This is a genomic window from Sinorhizobium sp. Y406, assembly GCF_058732025.1.
Genome location: NZ_CM178974.1, coordinates 302,527 through 318,441 on the forward strand (window position 1 = coordinate 302,527; position 15,915 = coordinate 318,441).

General features: G+C 62.1%; 12 protein-coding genes. 8 read left to right on the forward strand and 4 right to left on the reverse strand.

Going from position 1 to position 15,915, the window contains the following annotated elements; genetic code table 11:
- Positions 1–57: 57 nt before the first annotated feature.
- Entirely contained in the window at positions 58–2,583 is a 2,526-nt protein-coding gene (locus AC4P1R_RS01420) for a methyl-accepting chemotaxis protein (RefSeq protein ID WP_151610842.1), read from the forward strand.
- 99 nt (positions 2,584–2,682) lie between these two features.
- Here the strand turns inward: AC4P1R_RS01420 and AC4P1R_RS01425 are convergent, their stop codons facing one another.
- Entirely contained in the window at positions 2,683–2,925 is a 243-nt protein-coding gene (locus AC4P1R_RS01425) for a hypothetical protein (protein WP_151610843.1), read from the reverse strand.
- Positions 2,926–3,013: 88 nt separating this feature from the next.
- Between AC4P1R_RS01425 and AC4P1R_RS01430 the strand changes: the two genes are divergently transcribed.
- A complete protein-coding gene (locus AC4P1R_RS01430; protein WP_069459453.1) occupies positions 3,014–3,889 on the forward strand; it encodes a LysR family transcriptional regulator in 876 nt (291 codons plus the stop codon).
- A gap of 187 nt (positions 3,890–4,076) precedes the next feature.
- Here the strand turns inward: AC4P1R_RS01430 and AC4P1R_RS01435 are convergent, their stop codons facing one another.
- Complete coding sequence (locus AC4P1R_RS01435; protein WP_069459452.1) at positions 4,077–4,316, reverse strand: SMc00767 family acetate metabolism repressor; 240 nt, start codon at positions 4,314–4,316, stop codon at positions 4,077–4,079.
- 121 nt (positions 4,317–4,437) lie between these two features.
- Positions 4,438–5,727 carry an isocitrate lyase gene (gene aceA / locus AC4P1R_RS01440; RefSeq protein WP_492177323.1) on the reverse strand — a complete coding sequence of 430 codons (1,290 nt, stop codon included), beginning with the start codon at positions 5,725–5,727 and terminating at the stop codon, positions 4,438–4,440.
- Between the two features lie 228 nt (positions 5,728–5,955).
- Here aceA and AC4P1R_RS01445 point away from each other — a divergent pair, with 228 nt between their 5' ends.
- From AC4P1R_RS01445 to AC4P1R_RS01465, 5 genes are all read left to right on the forward strand, one after another.
- Positions 5,956–7,365, forward strand: coding sequence for a helix-turn-helix domain-containing protein (locus AC4P1R_RS01445; RefSeq protein ID WP_069459450.1), 1,410 nt, complete (start codon positions 5,956–5,958; stop codon positions 7,363–7,365).
- Between the two features lie 275 nt (positions 7,366–7,640).
- Positions 7,641–8,735, forward strand: a complete 1,095-nt coding sequence (locus tag AC4P1R_RS01450; protein WP_069459449.1) for a polyamine ABC transporter substrate-binding protein — start codon at positions 7,641–7,643, stop codon at positions 8,733–8,735.
- A gap of 138 nt (positions 8,736–8,873) precedes the next feature.
- Positions 8,874–10,016 carry an ABC transporter ATP-binding protein gene (locus tag AC4P1R_RS01455; protein WP_069459448.1) on the forward strand — a complete coding sequence of 381 codons (1,143 nt, stop codon included), beginning with the start codon at positions 8,874–8,876 and terminating at the stop codon, positions 10,014–10,016.
- 4 nt (positions 10,017–10,020) lie between these two features.
- Positions 10,021–10,932: an ABC transporter permease subunit gene (locus AC4P1R_RS01460; RefSeq protein ID WP_069459447.1), complete on the forward strand. Its 912-nt coding sequence runs from the start codon at positions 10,021–10,023 to the stop codon at positions 10,930–10,932.
- Between the two features lie 3 nt (positions 10,933–10,935).
- Positions 10,936–11,757, forward strand: coding sequence for an ABC transporter permease subunit (locus AC4P1R_RS01465; RefSeq protein WP_069459446.1), 822 nt, complete (start codon positions 10,936–10,938; stop codon positions 11,755–11,757).
- A gap of 10 nt (positions 11,758–11,767) precedes the next feature.
- Here AC4P1R_RS01465 and AC4P1R_RS01470 read toward each other — a convergent pair whose 3' ends face one another.
- Entirely contained in the window at positions 11,768–13,591 is a 1,824-nt protein-coding gene (locus AC4P1R_RS01470) for an AsmA family protein (RefSeq protein ID WP_069459981.1), read from the reverse strand.
- 173 nt (positions 13,592–13,764) lie between these two features.
- Between AC4P1R_RS01470 and AC4P1R_RS01475 the strand changes: the two genes are divergently transcribed.
- Positions 13,765–15,717: an acetoacetate--CoA ligase gene (locus AC4P1R_RS01475; RefSeq protein WP_069459445.1), complete on the forward strand. Its 1,953-nt coding sequence runs from the start codon at positions 13,765–13,767 to the stop codon at positions 15,715–15,717.
- The last annotated feature ends 198 nt before the right edge of the window (positions 15,718–15,915 follow it).

Here is a 15,915-nt window from a genome sequence, read left to right on the forward strand (position 1 = left end):
TCGGGGGCTTTAGGTCGCTGGGGGAGGCGAAACGCAGGCAGGGAGCCGAGGTATTTCATGCTCATTGACAGGATTCTTGCCCGTTTCAAGATTCAGACGAAGGTTCTGTTCTTCATCCTGCCTTTCGTCGTCAGCATCTCCGCCGTCGGCCTCACCGGCCTCTATGCCTCGGGACTGCTGCAGGGACGCATGGAAATCTCGAACAGCGTCCTGCAGACCTTGAGCGGCTTCAAGGATGTCTACGCGGGAATGAACCAGTTCCTGCATGAGACAACCGAGGAGAGCCGCCAGGCGGTGAAGGAGACGATTGCCGCGCAGAAGAATGTGCTGGCTGCGACGGCCGCCCATGTGGCGGGGGCAAGCGGCGAACGGGAACTCGCTGATGCGACGGCCGCTACGAGCGAGATCGAGACCCGTATCGATGGCCTTTGGACCTTGCACGAGAGCGAGCAGCAGCTCCGCCTGGCGACGCGGACCAATCTGGAAAAGCTGGCCGCCGAGCAGATGAAGATCAGCGAACAGACCAATGAACTGCAATATGCGGTGCGCAAGGACGAGAATGCGGCGAAAACCATGCTGCGCAACGCCGAAAAGCTCCTGCGCGCGAGCCGCTTCTATAGCGAATTCGCCACCGAAGTCAGCGGCGCGATAACCGTCGAGGACAAGCTGAAGGTCGCCCAAGAACGCTTTCCGATGATCGGCCGTACGCAGCGCGACATCTTCGCGCTTCTGCCGAAGGAGGAGAAATCTCTCTCCGAGACGGTCAATTCGGCTTCAGGGGCGATCGGTGCTATCATCAGAGCGCCCGCCGGGCCCGAAACACTTGCTGGTCTCTCCAAATATATCGACCGCTTCCGCAACGCGAGCTTCCGGCTCGAAGCCGCTGCCGTCGGCAAGATGCGCGAGGCGACGCAGATATTCAGTCAGCTAGACGGCAAGATTGCCAGCACTGAATCGATCTTGACGGCGATGCGCCGGCTATCCACATCGCTTACGGACATTCAGATATCTGCGGCCGCATTCCTCGGCAAGACGAGCGAGGAGAACCGCAAGGCGCTCTTGGACAAGTTCCTGGCCGTGCAGACGAACTTGACGACTTTGCGCGGCATCTCAAAGGACGCGAGTTCGTTCGACGCCTTGGCAGATGCAATCGTTCCGCTCATCAATGCAATGAAGAGGGATGGTGTCGAACTGGTCGAGATAACCGGCAAGCGGAACACCGAGTTCAACGCGGCCGGCGCATCGATCGATGAGATCTGGAATGACCTGACCGGCTTTGCCGAGCAGCAAAAGGTTGCCGCCGGCACGGAACGCAAGGAAGCCAATCAGATTTCCGTTGGAGCCACCATTGCCGGCGTCGTGATAGCGCTGCTAGCTGGCGTTGCCCTGACGTTGACGCTGAAGCGGCCGATCGGCCAGATCACGGCGGCCATGCGACGCCTTGCCGACGGCCGGCTCGATACGGCGATCGACGGCGATGGTCGACGCGACGAGATCGGCGACATGGCGCGTGCCCTTGGGGTCTTCAAAGAGAATGCCCTGTCGAAGGTCCGCATCGAGGCCGAGAGCGTCGAACAGCGCGCCCGCGCCGAGGCCGAGCGCAGCCGCAACGACGCGGAGAAGCGGGAACTCGACCGCCAGATCGACCTGGCGGTCAATGAACTCGCGGCGGGCCTCGGGCGCCTGGCGCAAGGCGATCTCTCGCAGCAGATTGAGGTACCCTTCAACGGCCGGCTCGAGCAGTTGCGGATTGATTTCAACGGATCACTCATCCGGCTGCAGGACACGTTGGCGCAGATTCGCGCCAATGCCCAGGCAATCCAGCAGAGCGGAGCCGGCATGCACCATTCGGCCGATTCGCTCTCGAAACGCACGGAGGCGCAGGCGGCCTCTCTCGAGCAGACCGCCGCGGCCGTCGACCAGATCACCGTGACCGTGCGCTCTTCCGCCGAGCGTGCGCACGAGGCGAACCAGGCCGTGTCGCAGACCAAGAAAAGTGCCGACAGTTCGGCAACCGTCGTCACGAATGCGATCGCCGCCATGGGTCGCATCGAAGACGCCTCGCGCAAGATCGAGCAGATCATCGAAGTGATTGACGACATCGCCTTCCAGACCAATCTCCTGGCGCTCAATGCCGGCATCGAGGCGGCGCGTGCGGGCGAAGCGGGCAAGGGCTTTGCAGTCGTTGCGCAGGAGGTGCGCGAACTGGCGCAGCGCTCGGCTGAGGCGGCGCACGAGATCAAGGACCTCATCAACAAGTCGACCCAGGAGGTCAATTCCGGCTCGCTGCTCGTCAAGGAGACGGGAGCCGTGCTTGCTTCGATCAGCGCCGAGATCGTAACCGTCAGTCAGCACGTAGAGATGATCGCTACCGCCAGCCGCGACCAAGCGACGGCGCTGAACGAGGTCAACGACTCCGTCAACCAGATGGACCAGATGACCCAGCAGAATGCCCTGATGGTGGAGGAAGCGACCGCGACCAGCCGGGCCTTGGCCAGCCAAGCCGATACGCTGATGATGCTGGTCGAGCAGTTTCGGTTGGAGCGGGAGAGCGGAGCGGGCGAGGTTTATCGCGCCGCCTGATTTGAGCCGCCTTACCAAATAGCAGACTGGACGCCGCGCATTTGCAAATGCGCGGCGTCAACTATTTGGTTATGGATTGGAAGCAGAGCGGCAGTCCCTTCAGTCAAGGCACCTGCTGTATCGCTCCGCCGCGCAGGGTTTTCCCTCGATTTCTACAGCGCCGTGCGCGCCGCCGCTGTTCTTGCGGAATATCCTCCGGCGGCGTCTGCGGAACAGTGCCGAAAGCATGTTCTCCGCGAAAGTCTCCTTGCACGCGGGCGACTGGATATCAAAGCGTTGATCGAGGCGGCGCCGGTTTCTCGACGCCATGTCGAATAGAAAAGCCATTGCCATCATGTCCATGGTGATGCTCCTTGTTTGCAAGCATCCCTTCTTTTATGCATCTCGGACTGTTTTACATACAGTCGAATTCCGCTTATGTTTTTCACTGATGAAAAACATGGATTGGGACATCTACCGCTGTTTCATGACCGTGGTGCGCGGCGGCGGTTTGACGGGAGCGGTGCAGGCGATGGGCCTGAGCGCCGCGACCATCGGCCGCCGCATGCTGGAACTGGAGGAGCGCACCGGCCGGGCGCTCTTCGTCCGCAGCCAGACGGGTTACACACTGACTTCCGACGGCCGCGTTCTGTTCGAGCAACTGCGCGAGATGGAAGCGGCGGCCCGCAAGGTGGAGAATTGGCAGGAGCAGGGCGACGGGGCCGTAACCATCCGCGTCGCGGCGGGGACATGGGTCTCGTGGCTGGTCGCGGAGAATTTTCCGGCGATCTGTACCGAGCGCGATTCCTTCAATATTGCGCTTTCGACAGGCGAAGCGCGGGCGAGCCTCGCCTATCGCGAGAGCGACATCGGCATTCGCGCCTTCGAGCCGGAGGAAGCCTATCTCGCGTCACGGCTGATCGGCGAAGTCGCCTATGCCGCCTATCGGCAGAGAAACGCGCCGGGCACCGTGGAACGCTGGCTGGCCGTCGGCGAAGAGGAAGCGCGTTCGGCCTATTTGCGTTGGCCGCACGAACAAGCGACAGGCCGGATCGTCGCGACGGTAACGCGCCCGCGTTCCCTGCTCGACCTTGCCCGCGCCGGGGCGGGGACGGCGGTGCTGCCCTGTTTCGTCGGCGATCTCGATCCGCTGCTGCAGCGGGCGGGCGAGGAGATCGCGTTGCTCCGACACCGGCAGTGGATCGTAATGAACAACGAGGATCGCCACAGGCGGGACATTCGAGCTGTCGTGGACCGAATGACGCGGCTCTTGCGCAGCCACGCTGATCTCTTTGCCGGAAAACGGCCGCGGCGGAACGCCGCCTGAGCCGCAGCATCGCTTGGATGTTGATGCGGATCGGCCGGCCTGGCGCCGGCCGATCCCCGGGGATTGCGTCAGCGCCGCGCGCCGGTCCGGGAGGGTTCCACCACGGATACTGGAACCAGCATCGGCCGGAAGTGCGTCCACAGCCCGGCGCCGAGCAGGATGGCGGTCGCCGCGGAAACCGCGATCATCACGCCCGCCCTTGGGTGACGATGACGGGGATCAGCAGATCGCCCCAGTTGCCGTCGCCGCCGTGATGGCGTGCCGAGCGTACGAGTTCGACCGAGACGCCTGCGTCGACCGCCTTCATGACGGCTTGGTTAAGCCGATGCAGATCATTGGCGACCATGCGGATTGCGGCCTGCTGTTCTGTTGTCATGGCCGATGATTGTTCCTCGGCCCGTTCCTTGACGCGTGTCTGGACTGTCATTGGAGTTCTCCTCTTAGGGGTTGGAACCGGATGCGGGGGGGCATTTCGGTGCCGTCCCGCTTCGGTTCGATGCATCCTGCGAGGCGCGCGAGGGGCAGGGAATGCGCGCGCCTCGCCTCCGTCATTCTGCCGCCGGGCGGAACTGGTCGTGCTCGGTCGATTCCTTCATGGCGGTTGTCGACGATTGGCCGCCGGTGATCGCCAGCGACACCGCGTCGAAGTAGCCGGTGCCGACTTCGCGCTGATGCTTGGTCGCGGTGTAGCCGTTGACCTCGGCCGCGAATTCCGCCTCCTGCAATTCCGAATAGGCGGCCATCTGCCGTTCCTTGTAGCCGCGGGCGAGTTCGAACATGCCGTAGTTCAGCTGATGGAAGCCGGCGAGCGTGATGAACTGGAACTTGTAGCCCATCGCGCCGAGCTCCCGCTGGAACTTGGCGATCGTCGCATCGTCCAGGTTCTTCTTCCAATTGAACGACGGCGAGCAATTATAGGCAAGCAGCTTACCCGGATGCGCCTTGTGCACGCCCTCGGCGAATTTGCGCGCCTGCTCGAGATCCGGCTTCGAGGTCTCGCACCAGATGAGGTCGCAATGCGGCGCATAGGCGATCGCCCGCGCGATGCAGGACTCAAGTCCGTTCTTCACCTGATAGAAGCCCTCGACCGTGCGGCCGGCGTCGTAATCGACGAAGGGCCGGTCACGCTCGTCGATATCCGAAGTGAGCAGCTTTGCCGCTTCCGCGTCCGTGCGGGCGATGACCAGCGTCGGCACGCCCATGACATCGGCAGCAAGCCGGGCGGCATTCAGATTGCGAATATGCGCCGCGGTCGGGATCAGCACTTTGCCGCCGAGATGGCCGCATTTCTTCTCGGACGCGAGCTGGTCCTCATAGTGGACGCCTGCCGCACCCGCTTCGATGAATGCCTTCATGATCTCGAAGGCATTGAGCGGCCCGCCGAAGCCTGCCTCCGCATCGGCGACGATCGGGGCGAACCAGGTGTCGACCGAAAGTCCCTTGCCTTCGGCGGTCTCGATCTGGTCGGCGCGCTGCAGCGTCCGGTTGATGCGTTTTGCGAGTTCCGGCGCAGCATTGGCCGGATAGAGCGACTGGTCCGGATACATGGCGGAGGCGGTGTTGGAATCGGCAGCGACTTGCCAGCCGGAGAGGTAGATCGCCTTCAGTCCGGCGCGGACCATCTGCATGGCCTGGTTGCCCGAAAGCGCGCCGAGAGCATTGACGAAATCTTCCTCGTGGATGAGCTTCCAAAGGCGGTTCGCGCCCATTTCGGCAAGCGAATACCGAAGCTCGACCGAGCCGCGGAGCCGCTGCACGTCTTGCGCCGAATAGGGGCGTTCAACACCGTCGAAACGTCCGTGCGGTGCACTCGGAACGAGTTTGTAAAAATCAGTCATTCTTGCCTCCTGATGAAATCGATAGCTCTTCGACTTTAGTCTCACGGCGCTTCCACCCCGTAAGTTCATATGACAGTTTTTACATTGCGCTGCGGAATGACGCCACGAAAATCGAGAGACGTGCGGATTCAAAAGGGTTACTTTGTCTTGAGTTTGACAGTGAGTTGAAGTAAATATGTAAAAAATGTAAAAGCGCGTCTGCCTGCCGATTTGTCAATGGAGTTACAAATGGCCGAGAACAAGATCTTTGCGGGGCCACGCGTCAGGCGAATTCGCAACGGCATGCAGTTGACGCAAACGGCGATGGCGGAAGCACTCGGCATCTCCCCCTCCTATCTGAACCTGATCGAGCGCAATCAGCGGCCGCTGACGGTGCAGCTTCTGTTGAAGCTGGCTTCGGTCTACAAGGTCGATCTCGACGAGTTGCAGGGCGAGGCCGGCGGGAGCCTGCAGCAATTGCGCGAGGTTTTCGCCGATCCGTTGCTGACCGGCGAACTCCCCGGAGACCAGGAACTGATCGAGGTCACCGAGGCGGCTCCGAATGTCGCGGGCGGCGTCGTCAAGCTCTATCGCGCCTATCGCGAACAGGCCTCGCGGCTCAAGGACCTGGCGGCAGTGCTGGCCGGGCAGGGCCACATGGCGGCAGTCTCGGACACGCGGCTGCCGATCGACGAGGTCAGAGAGGCGTTCGAGGCACGGCCCAATCATTTCGCGCGGATCGAGGAGGCGGTAGAAGCATTCCATGCGACCCTCTCGGCGGGCGACGATCTGGCCGGGGCGCTGAAGGCCTGGTTGAAGAAGGAGCACGGCCTGGCCGTGCGCACGCTGCCGCTGCATGTCATGCCGAACCTGCGCCGCCGCTTCGACCGCCACTCGATGCGGCTCTTTATCTCCGAACGCCTGTCACCTTTCGACCAGGCGCGTGAGGTCGCCATGGAGGTGGCATCGATCGCCTGCCATGAGGCGATCGTGGCGGAGCTTGAACAGTTCCGCCTGGCGACCGCCGAGGCCCGGCGCATCGGTCGCTTCGAACTCGCGCGCTATGCCGCCCACGCGTTGATGATGCCTTACGCCGCCTTTCACGCTGCGGCGCTTCGCGCGAAATACGACATCGACATCCTGAGAGCCCGCTTCCAGGTCTCCTTCGAGCAGGCCGCCAACCGCCTGACCATGCTGCAGCGGCCCGGTGCGGCCGGTGTGCCTTTCTTCCTGATGGAGATGGACAATGCCGGCCACCGTTTGCGCCGGGCGGGAGCGCAGGGTTTCCCCCATGCCCGCTTCGGCGGCGCCTGTCCCAAGCTAAATGTCCATGCCGCCTTCGCCGTCCCCGGCCAGATTCTCGTCGACCGCGTTGAAATGCCCGACGGCGGTGCCTTCCTGGTGATTGCCCGCACGGTCGACGGTCCGCAGGCGAGCTATGAGGAGCGGGTCAGGCGCACCGCTCTACTGATCGGCTGCGAGGCCGGGTTTGCCGATGACACCGTCTATGGTGCTGCGCGCATGCCCGCAATCGCCGTCGGGCCGGCCTGTCGCCTTTGTGAGCGGCAGGGATGTCTCGCCCGAGCCGAGCCGCCCGTGACGCGACCGCTTGGCCTTGACGAAATGACGGCGGGTTTGAGTGTCTTCGATTTTCAGTAGGCGCTGGGCCGTTTCGGCGGCAGCAGGGCTTTGCCGCGCCGACGAAACCGCGCCCCGGCCCGGCGGCAGCGGCGTGGGCGGCATCGGCTGTTAAGTGCTCGATTTTGCTCATGCTTGGCGAAACGCGAGCGCGCCGCAATACTCGCCTTTTCCGGCGCGAAAGCGCTTGAGGTTATTGCGAAACATGCCTAACCTCGGCACCGCAACGAACAACGGACGGGGCATGACCGCACGGGTAAAGATTTGCCCCGACCTGACAACAAGAGGGGAGTTTCATGTCCAAACTCATCGTCGCAACTTTGGCAGCCGCTTTGTTGGCGGGCTCGGCGACGCTTGCATCGGCACAGGAGCGGGTCGTCAACGTCTATAACTGGTCGGACTATATCGACGACAGCATCCTCGAGGACTTCACGAAGGAGACCGGGATCAAGGTCGTCTATGACGTCTTCGACTCCAACGAAATCCTCGAAACGAAGCTGCTTGCCGGCGGCTCCGGCTACGACGTCGTGGTGCCGTCCGCATACTTCCTGCAGCGCCAGATCGCTGCGGGCGTGTTCCAAAAGCTCGACAAGTCGAAGCTGCCGAACCTGTCGAACATGTGGGACATGATCATGGAGCGTACAGCCAAGTACGATCCAGGCAACGAATATGCCGTCGACTACATGTGGGGCACCACCGGAATCGGCTACAATGTCGACAAGATGAAGGAAATCCTTGGTGCTGACGAGAAGCCGAACTGGGACGTCATCTTCGACCCGGAGGTCGCCGCCAAGTTCAAGGACTGCGGTATCCACCTGCTCGATTCGCCGACCGACATTATACCTTCGGCACTCGCCTATCTTGGCCTTGATCCGGACAGCCATGAACAGGCCGATCTCGAAAAGGCGGCCGAGGTACTGATGAAGGTCCGCCCCTATATCCGCAAGTTCCATTCGGCGGAATATATCAATGCGCTGGCCAATGGCGACATTTGCCTGGCAGTCGGCTTCTCCGGTGACATCTTCCAGGCGCGCGATCGCGCGGCCGAGGCGAATGCCGGCGTGAGCGTCGACTATTCGATCCCCGAGCAGGGAGCGCAGATGTGGTTCGACATGCTGGCGATCCCCGCCGATGCGCCGCATGTCGACGAGGCCCACGAGTTCATTAACTATCTGATGAAGCCCGAGGTCATCGCCAAGGCCTCGAACTACGTCTTCTATGCCAATGGCAACAAGGCGTCGCAGCAGTTCCTCGACAAGGACGTGCTCGAGGACACCGCCATCTACCCGTCGGACGCGGTCATGCAGAAGCTTTTCACGGTGACGCCGTTCGAGCCACGGGAGCAGAGAGTGCTCACGCGACTCTGGACGAAGATCGTGACCGGCCAATAGGCGTGGAAGGAATTGCCCGGACCTCGATCCGGGCGATTTTTTGTGGGCCGATCAAACATGTATGGTGTTTCGGCCCACCAGAGAAATGGGCGTCGGTTGCCGTGCCGGGTCCATCGGCTGTGGCATCGGGGATAGATGATGAAGTCTCTCGGCAGTATACGGCGGGCCTTCGCCCCCTGGACGGATCCGGCGTCCAAACCATTCATTTCGTTCAGGAACGTAACCAAGAGATTCGGCGATTTCACCGCCGTCGACGATCTTTCGCTGAACATCTACACGCGCGAGTTCTTCGCGTTGCTCGGCGCCTCGGGTTGCGGAAAGTCGACACTCTTGCGCATGCTTGCCGGGTTCGAGCAGCCAACTTCGGGCGAGATCATCCTCGATGGCCAGAACCTCGCGGGCATCCCGCCCTACCGGCGGCCCGTCAACATGATGTTTCAGTCCTATGCGCTGTTTCCGCACATGACGGTGGAGAACAACATCGCTTTCGGCCTGAAGCAGGACGGCATGCCGAAGGCGGACATGGCCGAGCGCGTCCAGCAGATGCTGAAGCTCGTGAAGCTCGAGAAGTTTGCCAAACGCAAGCCGCACCAGCTTTCCGGCGGGCAGCGCCAGCGGGTGGCGCTCGCCCGCTCGCTTGCCAAGCGGCCGAAGGTGCTGCTGCTCGACGAGCCGCTCGGTGCCCTCGATAAGAAGCTGCGCGAGGAGACCCAGTTCGAGCTGATGGATTTGCAGCAGGAACTCGGCCTCACCTTCGTAGTCGTCACCCATGACCAGGAGGAGGCCATGACCATGGCCGATCGTATCGCCGTCATGAGCCATGGCACGGTCGTCCAGGTGGCGACGCCTGCGGAGATTTACGAGGCGCCGAACTCGCGGTTCGTCGCCGACTTCATCGGCGATGTGAACATCTTCGACGGCGCCCTCACGGGAGCCGAGGCGGGCTTTGTCCAGCTCGAAACGACCGGCGGCATTCCGATCCGGATGATGTCACCGGACGGGTTCGCGAAGGGCACGCGGGTGGCCGTCGCCATTCGTCCGGAGAAGATCAGAATCGGCCGCCAGACGCCCGCCCATGCACCCATGAATACGGCCGCGGGTGAAATCTGGGATATCGGCTATCTCGGCGACATGACCGTCTTTCACATCCGGCTGAAGAACGGACAGGTCATCAAGGCTTCGACGCTCAACGCCGTGCGCGCAGTCGAGGATCCGCTCGGCTACGACCAGGAGGTCTGGATCTCGTTCGGTGACGACGCCGGCGTCGTGCTGAAGGATTGAAGCCATGGCGAAAATTGCCTCGAGCCTGGTCAGCCGCCTGGTAATCATCATTCCCTATGCCTGGTTGTTGTTCTTCTTTCTCATCCCTTTCTTCATCGTCTTTCGCATCTCGCTGTCGCAGACCGCGATCGCCATGCCTCCCTACACGCCAGTCTTCAATCTTGCCGAAGGGCTGTCGGGCATTCTCGAAAGCATGCGCGAGTTCTCGGCGGATAATTATGTCTGGCTGACGGAGGACGCTCTCTACTTCAATGCCTATGTATCGAGCATCGTCATTGCCACCGTCTCCACTGTGCTCACGTTGCTGATCGGCTATCCGATCGCTTACGGCATGGCGAAGGCGCCGCGATCGATGCGACCGATGCTCTTGATGATGGTGATCCTGCCGTTCTGGACGAGCTTTCTTATCCGCGTCTATGCCTGGATCGCGATATTGAAGCCCGAGGGACTGCTGAACCAGTTCCTGATCGCAACCGGCCTCATCGACCAGCCGCTGATCATCCTCAACACCAACGCCGCAGTCTATATCGGCATTGTCTATTCCTATCTGCCCTTCATGGTTCTGCCGATCTACTCGGCGCTCGAGAAGATGGATCACGCGTTGATCGAAGCGGCCCAGGATCTCGGCTGCACGCCGACCGCCGCATTCTGGCGTGTGACCTTTCCGCTATCCCTGCCAGGGGTCATCGCGGGCTGCCTGCTGGTCTTCATCCCGGCCGTCGGCGAGTTTGTCATTCCGGACCTGCTCGGCGGATCGGAAACGCTGATGATCGGCAAGACGCTCTGGAACGAATTCAATGCCAACCGCGATTGGCCGGTATCGTCCGCCGTGGCGACGATCCTGCTCCTGATCCTGGTCATTCCGATTGTCTATTTCCAGAATGTCCAGTCCCGGGCCGACGGCGAGGAGAGGTGAACGATGGTCCGGTGGTCCCGCTTCAACATTGCCTCGGTCGTTCTCGGCTTCAGTTTCCTCTACTTGCCGATCGTCCTCCTGGTAATTTTCTCTTTCAACGAGTCGAGGCTCGTCACGGTATGGGCCGGCTTTTCCACCAAGTGGTACACGCAGCTCTGGTACAACAGGGGACTTCTGGATGCCGCCTGGGTCACCATCCGGGTGGCGCTGCTATCGGCGACCGTCGCAACGGTTCTCGGCACGATGGCGGCTCTGACGCTGGTGCGCTATTTGCGCTTCCGTGGGCGCGTGCTCTTTTCCGGCATGGTCTATGCGCCGCTGGTGATGCCGGAGGTGATCACCGGCCTGTCGCTGCTCTTGCTTTTCGTGGCGATCGGGCTTGACCGGGGTTTCTGGACGATCACGCTTGCGCACATCACCTTCACAATGTGCTTCGTTGCCGTTGTCGTTCAGTCGCGGCTGTTGAGCTTCGACCGGTCGATCGAGGAGGCGGCGCTGGATCTCGGGGCCACCCCGATCAGGGCATTTTTTGCCATCACCCTGCCGGTCATTGCGCCGGCGGTCTTTTCCGGTTGGGTGCTGGCCTTCACCCTTTCGCTCGACGACCTCGTTATTGCGAGCTTCACGACGGGACCGGGCGCCACGACCCTGCCGATGAAGATCTACAGCCAGGTGCGCCTCGGCGTGACGCCGGAGATCAACGCCATCTGCACGATCCTCATTGGCATCGTCGCCCTCGGTGTGGTCATTGCCTCGGCTGTCACGAGGCGCCGGGAAATTCAGCGGGAGAGGGATGAGCGCGCAGCCTTCGCGGTGAGCGGCTGATTGAGGGCGTTCAATTCGGCCCGACGAGGACCGAGAGGGGCGTGACCACGGCGTTCGGCCATGACCCGCCGACGAAGAAGCGCAGAGGCTGATCGTCGGCGGCGCTGGCGTCTTCGAGTGCTCCGGCAAAAGCCAGGCTGCCGTTGCGATAGGGTATCATGCCCGTCACGGACATTGTGCCGGATGGGCTGACGAAGCGCGCCCGATCGAGACGTGCCGTGCCGTCGGCGAAAGTCGCTTCGAAATCGGCGGTCTGGAAGTCGAACGTGGCGTCGCTTGCCTGTGACAGCGAGAAAAATTCGCCCTTGCGGACGAGGTCGGTAAAGGCATGCACGTCGAAGCCGACCAGACTGCCGTTCCTGAGCCTGTAGGTGAGGCGACCCGAGAGGTCTCCGGTCGCGGTTTCCCAGAAGGCTCGCTCGGAAGCGACATCCAGGTTCAGGATCCCATTGCCCACGGGTATTGGACCTTTCAGGCCGAAGTCGGCGAACACGGCGGCGAAGTCGGCATTCTTGAGCGTAACCTGCAGCCGACCGCCATGTTCCAAGCCCTTCGTGGAGAGCTGCACGCGGCCCGACAGACGGCCGCCAGCATAGGTGCTGTCGCCAATGTCGAGCGAAGCCCGACCGCCGTCGACCATCACACCGGTGGCGACATCTTCCAAATGCAGCGGTCCGAGGAGCACGTCCTGGGCTGAAATGCGAAGGTCCGTGCGCCAGCCATTGATATAGATTTCCGCCATCTGCCACAGCCGGTCGCTTCGCTCGGGCCGAGCGGGCATGGAGGCCGGCAGACCGTTGAAGTCGATGCGATCGAAGGCGAGGGTTCCTGCGATGTGCGGCGACCCGCCGCCCGGAAGTGCGACGTCGAGGACGCCTGTGGCGGCCGCGTCACCCATCGTCAGTTGCAGTTCGTCCAGCTTGATCGATTTTCCGCCCGTCGTCACCTTGGCATCGATGCTGAAACCGGCCGGCGGCAGCACCATGTCCGCCGATCCGCGATACCAGGCCACGAGTGTCCCAAGCGAGGGCCCGGAAAGTTGCAGGTGGCCGGAGGCAAACGGCGTGAGGGAAAGATGACCGATGCCTTCGAATGACAGGGTGAGTTGTGCCGACGTGATCGACGTTTTGACGGGCGTATTTCGCCTGGCAAAAAGGTCGAGCGGACGGTCGCAGACGAATGCCCAGGCGACCTGCTGTCCGCCAAGCATCGTCGAGAATTGTGCGCTTAGCCGATCGCCATAGGAAGGCCACTTGACCGTGCCGGCGATGCCGGAAAGATCGATGCCGTCGCCGTTGCCGGAAAACGCGTCCGATATGCGCAGCCGCCCGTTTTCGACGGCGATGTCGCCGAAAGGGCTGTCATCCTCCTGCGTTGCGGCCTCTGGGGCGATCAGCCAATGCGGCCGTTGCCAATTGAGCGTGCCGTCTGCGCGGCGCTCGATCGTGATGAGCGGCGCGACAAGCGTGATGTCGTCGAGCGCAGACTCGCCGCGAAGCGCCGAGATCAGGCTGAATGAGGCTGTGATGCGGTCGATTTGCGCAAGCAGGTGCGGCTCCGGCCCGCGCGACACGATCTTCACGGAAGGCAGCGTCACCAAGGGCTCCGGCCAGAACCGGATTTCCGGCTCGCCGCCGATCGTGGTCTTGCCGCCCGACCAGCCGTCGAGCATCCGCTCCATCGTCGCGCGCGCGTCCGTGTTCGACACGAGCAGGGGGACCGCCGCGTTATAGCCTATGGCGAGAGCAACTCCGGCCGCGGCCGACCAGGCGATATGACGGCCGCGCAGCCGATGCCTCAAGGCGCCCGATGCCCTCAGGATATGTCTTTTCATGTTGCTCCGTTTGCCGTCGCCCCGCATGACACCGTCTGGATAGGCCGATGATTTGCATAAAGCAAATGCGCCCGGCCGAAAAATGTCGTCGTCGTCGCCTCGGGGACCGGGGCATGCTGTTTATCTTGCATTGCAGCATGATATAGAAGCAGAAACAGGGAGAGGAGGAATACATGAACACAGATCGTCCTTTGTGGGTCCCGGATGCCGAGACGCTCGAGCGAAGCCCGATGGCTGAGTTCATCGCCTGGTGCGGCCGGCGCTTCGGCCGGACGTTCTCCGATTACGACGCCTTTCACGACTGGTCCGTAGCTGAGCGCGGCGATTTCTGGAGCGGCCTATGGGAGCACTGCGGCGTCCTCGGCGAGCGCGGCGAGACGGCGCTCGCCAATGGCGATCAGATGCTGGAGGCGCGCTTTTTTCCCGATGCAGAACTCAATTTCGCCGAAAACCTGCTGCGCGGCAGCGGCAACGATGATGCCCTGATTTTCCGCGGCGAGGATAAGGTCCGCTACCGGCTCTCCTGGGACGAACTGCTGCGTCTGGTATCGCGGCTGCAGCAGGCGTTCAAGGCGCAAGGCATCGGGGTCGGCGACCGCGTCGCCGCGATGATGCCGAACCTGCCGGAGACGATCGCGCTGATGCTGGCCACGGCCTCCGTCGGCGCCATCTGGTCGTCCTGTTCGCCCGATTTCGGCGAGCAGGGCGTGCTCGACCGCTTCGGCCAGATCGGTCCGAAGCTGTTCATCGCCTGCGACGGCTACTGGTACAACGGCAAACGCCAGGACGTCGACGCCAAGGTGCGCGCCGTTGCAAAGAGCCTCGGCGTGCCGACGCTGATCGTCCCCTATGCGGGCGACAGCGCCGCGCTGACCTCATCGATCACGGGCGGCATCGCCCTTGCGGATTTCATTGCCGGCTTCGAGGCAAAACCGCTCGCCTTCGAGCGATTGCCCTTTGCCCATCCGCTCTACATCCTTTTCTCCTCCGGCACCACCGGCGTGCCGAAATGCATCGTGCATTCCGCCGGCGGAACGCTGCTCCAACACCTCAAGGAACATCGCTTCCATTGCGGACTTGTGCCCGGCGAGAGACTCTTCTACTTCACCACCTGCGGATGGATGATGTGGAACTGGCTGGCGTCCGGTCTGGCAGTCGGCGCGACCCTCTGCCTTTATGATGGTTCGCCCTTCTATCCGGACGGCAACGTGCTCTTCGACTATGCGGCCGAGGAGCGCTTTGCCGTCTTCGGCACGTCGGCGAAGTACATCGACGCGGTTCGCAAAGGCGGCTTCAAGCCGGTGGAAACCCACGATCTGTCTACCCTGCGCCTCATCACCTCGACCGGCTCGCCGCTGTCACCCGAGGGGTTCTCCTTCGTATATGAAGGCGTCAAGTCCGATGTCCAGCTCGCCTCCATTTCCGGCGGCACCGATATCGTTTCCTGCTTCGTCCTTGGTAACCCGTTGAAGCCCGTCTGGCGCGGCGAAATTCAGGGCCCCGGCCTCGGCCTCGCGGTCGACGTCTGGAACGATGAGGGCAAGCCGGTCCGCGGAGAGAAGGGCGAACTCGTCTGCGCCAAGGCATTCCCGTCGATGCCCGTGAAGTTCTGGAACGACCCAGACGGCGCCAAGTACCGGGCGGCCTATTTCGAGCGGTTCGAAAATGTCTGGTGCCATGGCGACTTTGCAGAATGGACCCCACATGGCGGCATCATCATTCACGGTCGATCGGACGCGACGCTCAACCCGGGCGGCGTGCGCATCGGTACGGCGGAGATCTATAACCAGGTCGAACTGATGCCGGAAGTCGCCGAGGCGCTCTGCATTGGCCAGGATTGGCAGGGCGACGTACGCGTCATCCTTTTCGTTCGCTTGGCGCCGGGTGTCGAACTGACCGATGAACTGACGCAGGCGATCAAGAACCGCATCCGCAGGGGCGCTTCGCCGCGGCACGTGCCGGCGAAGGTCATTGCCGTTGCCGATATTCCGCGCACCAAATCCGGCAAAATCGTCGAACTGGCCGTCCGCGACGTTGTGCATGGCCGTCCCGTCAAGAACAAGGAGGCGCTGGCGAATCCCGAGGCCCTCGATCTCTTCGCGGGACTGGATGCTTTGAGGAGCTAAGCCGGTGACCATGATTTTTCTATCGGCAGTTGATTATGGCTTGACGATGATTTTTTGGTTGCGCCGAGCCGGCACAATGGTGGTCTATTCCGATACGGCATGCGCGCCGAAACGTGACGGACGACCGTTAACTTTCTTGCGCCTGCGAAATTAACCAACAGCGTTGAGTTGCATGTCATTCCCTAAAATTTTCGGATC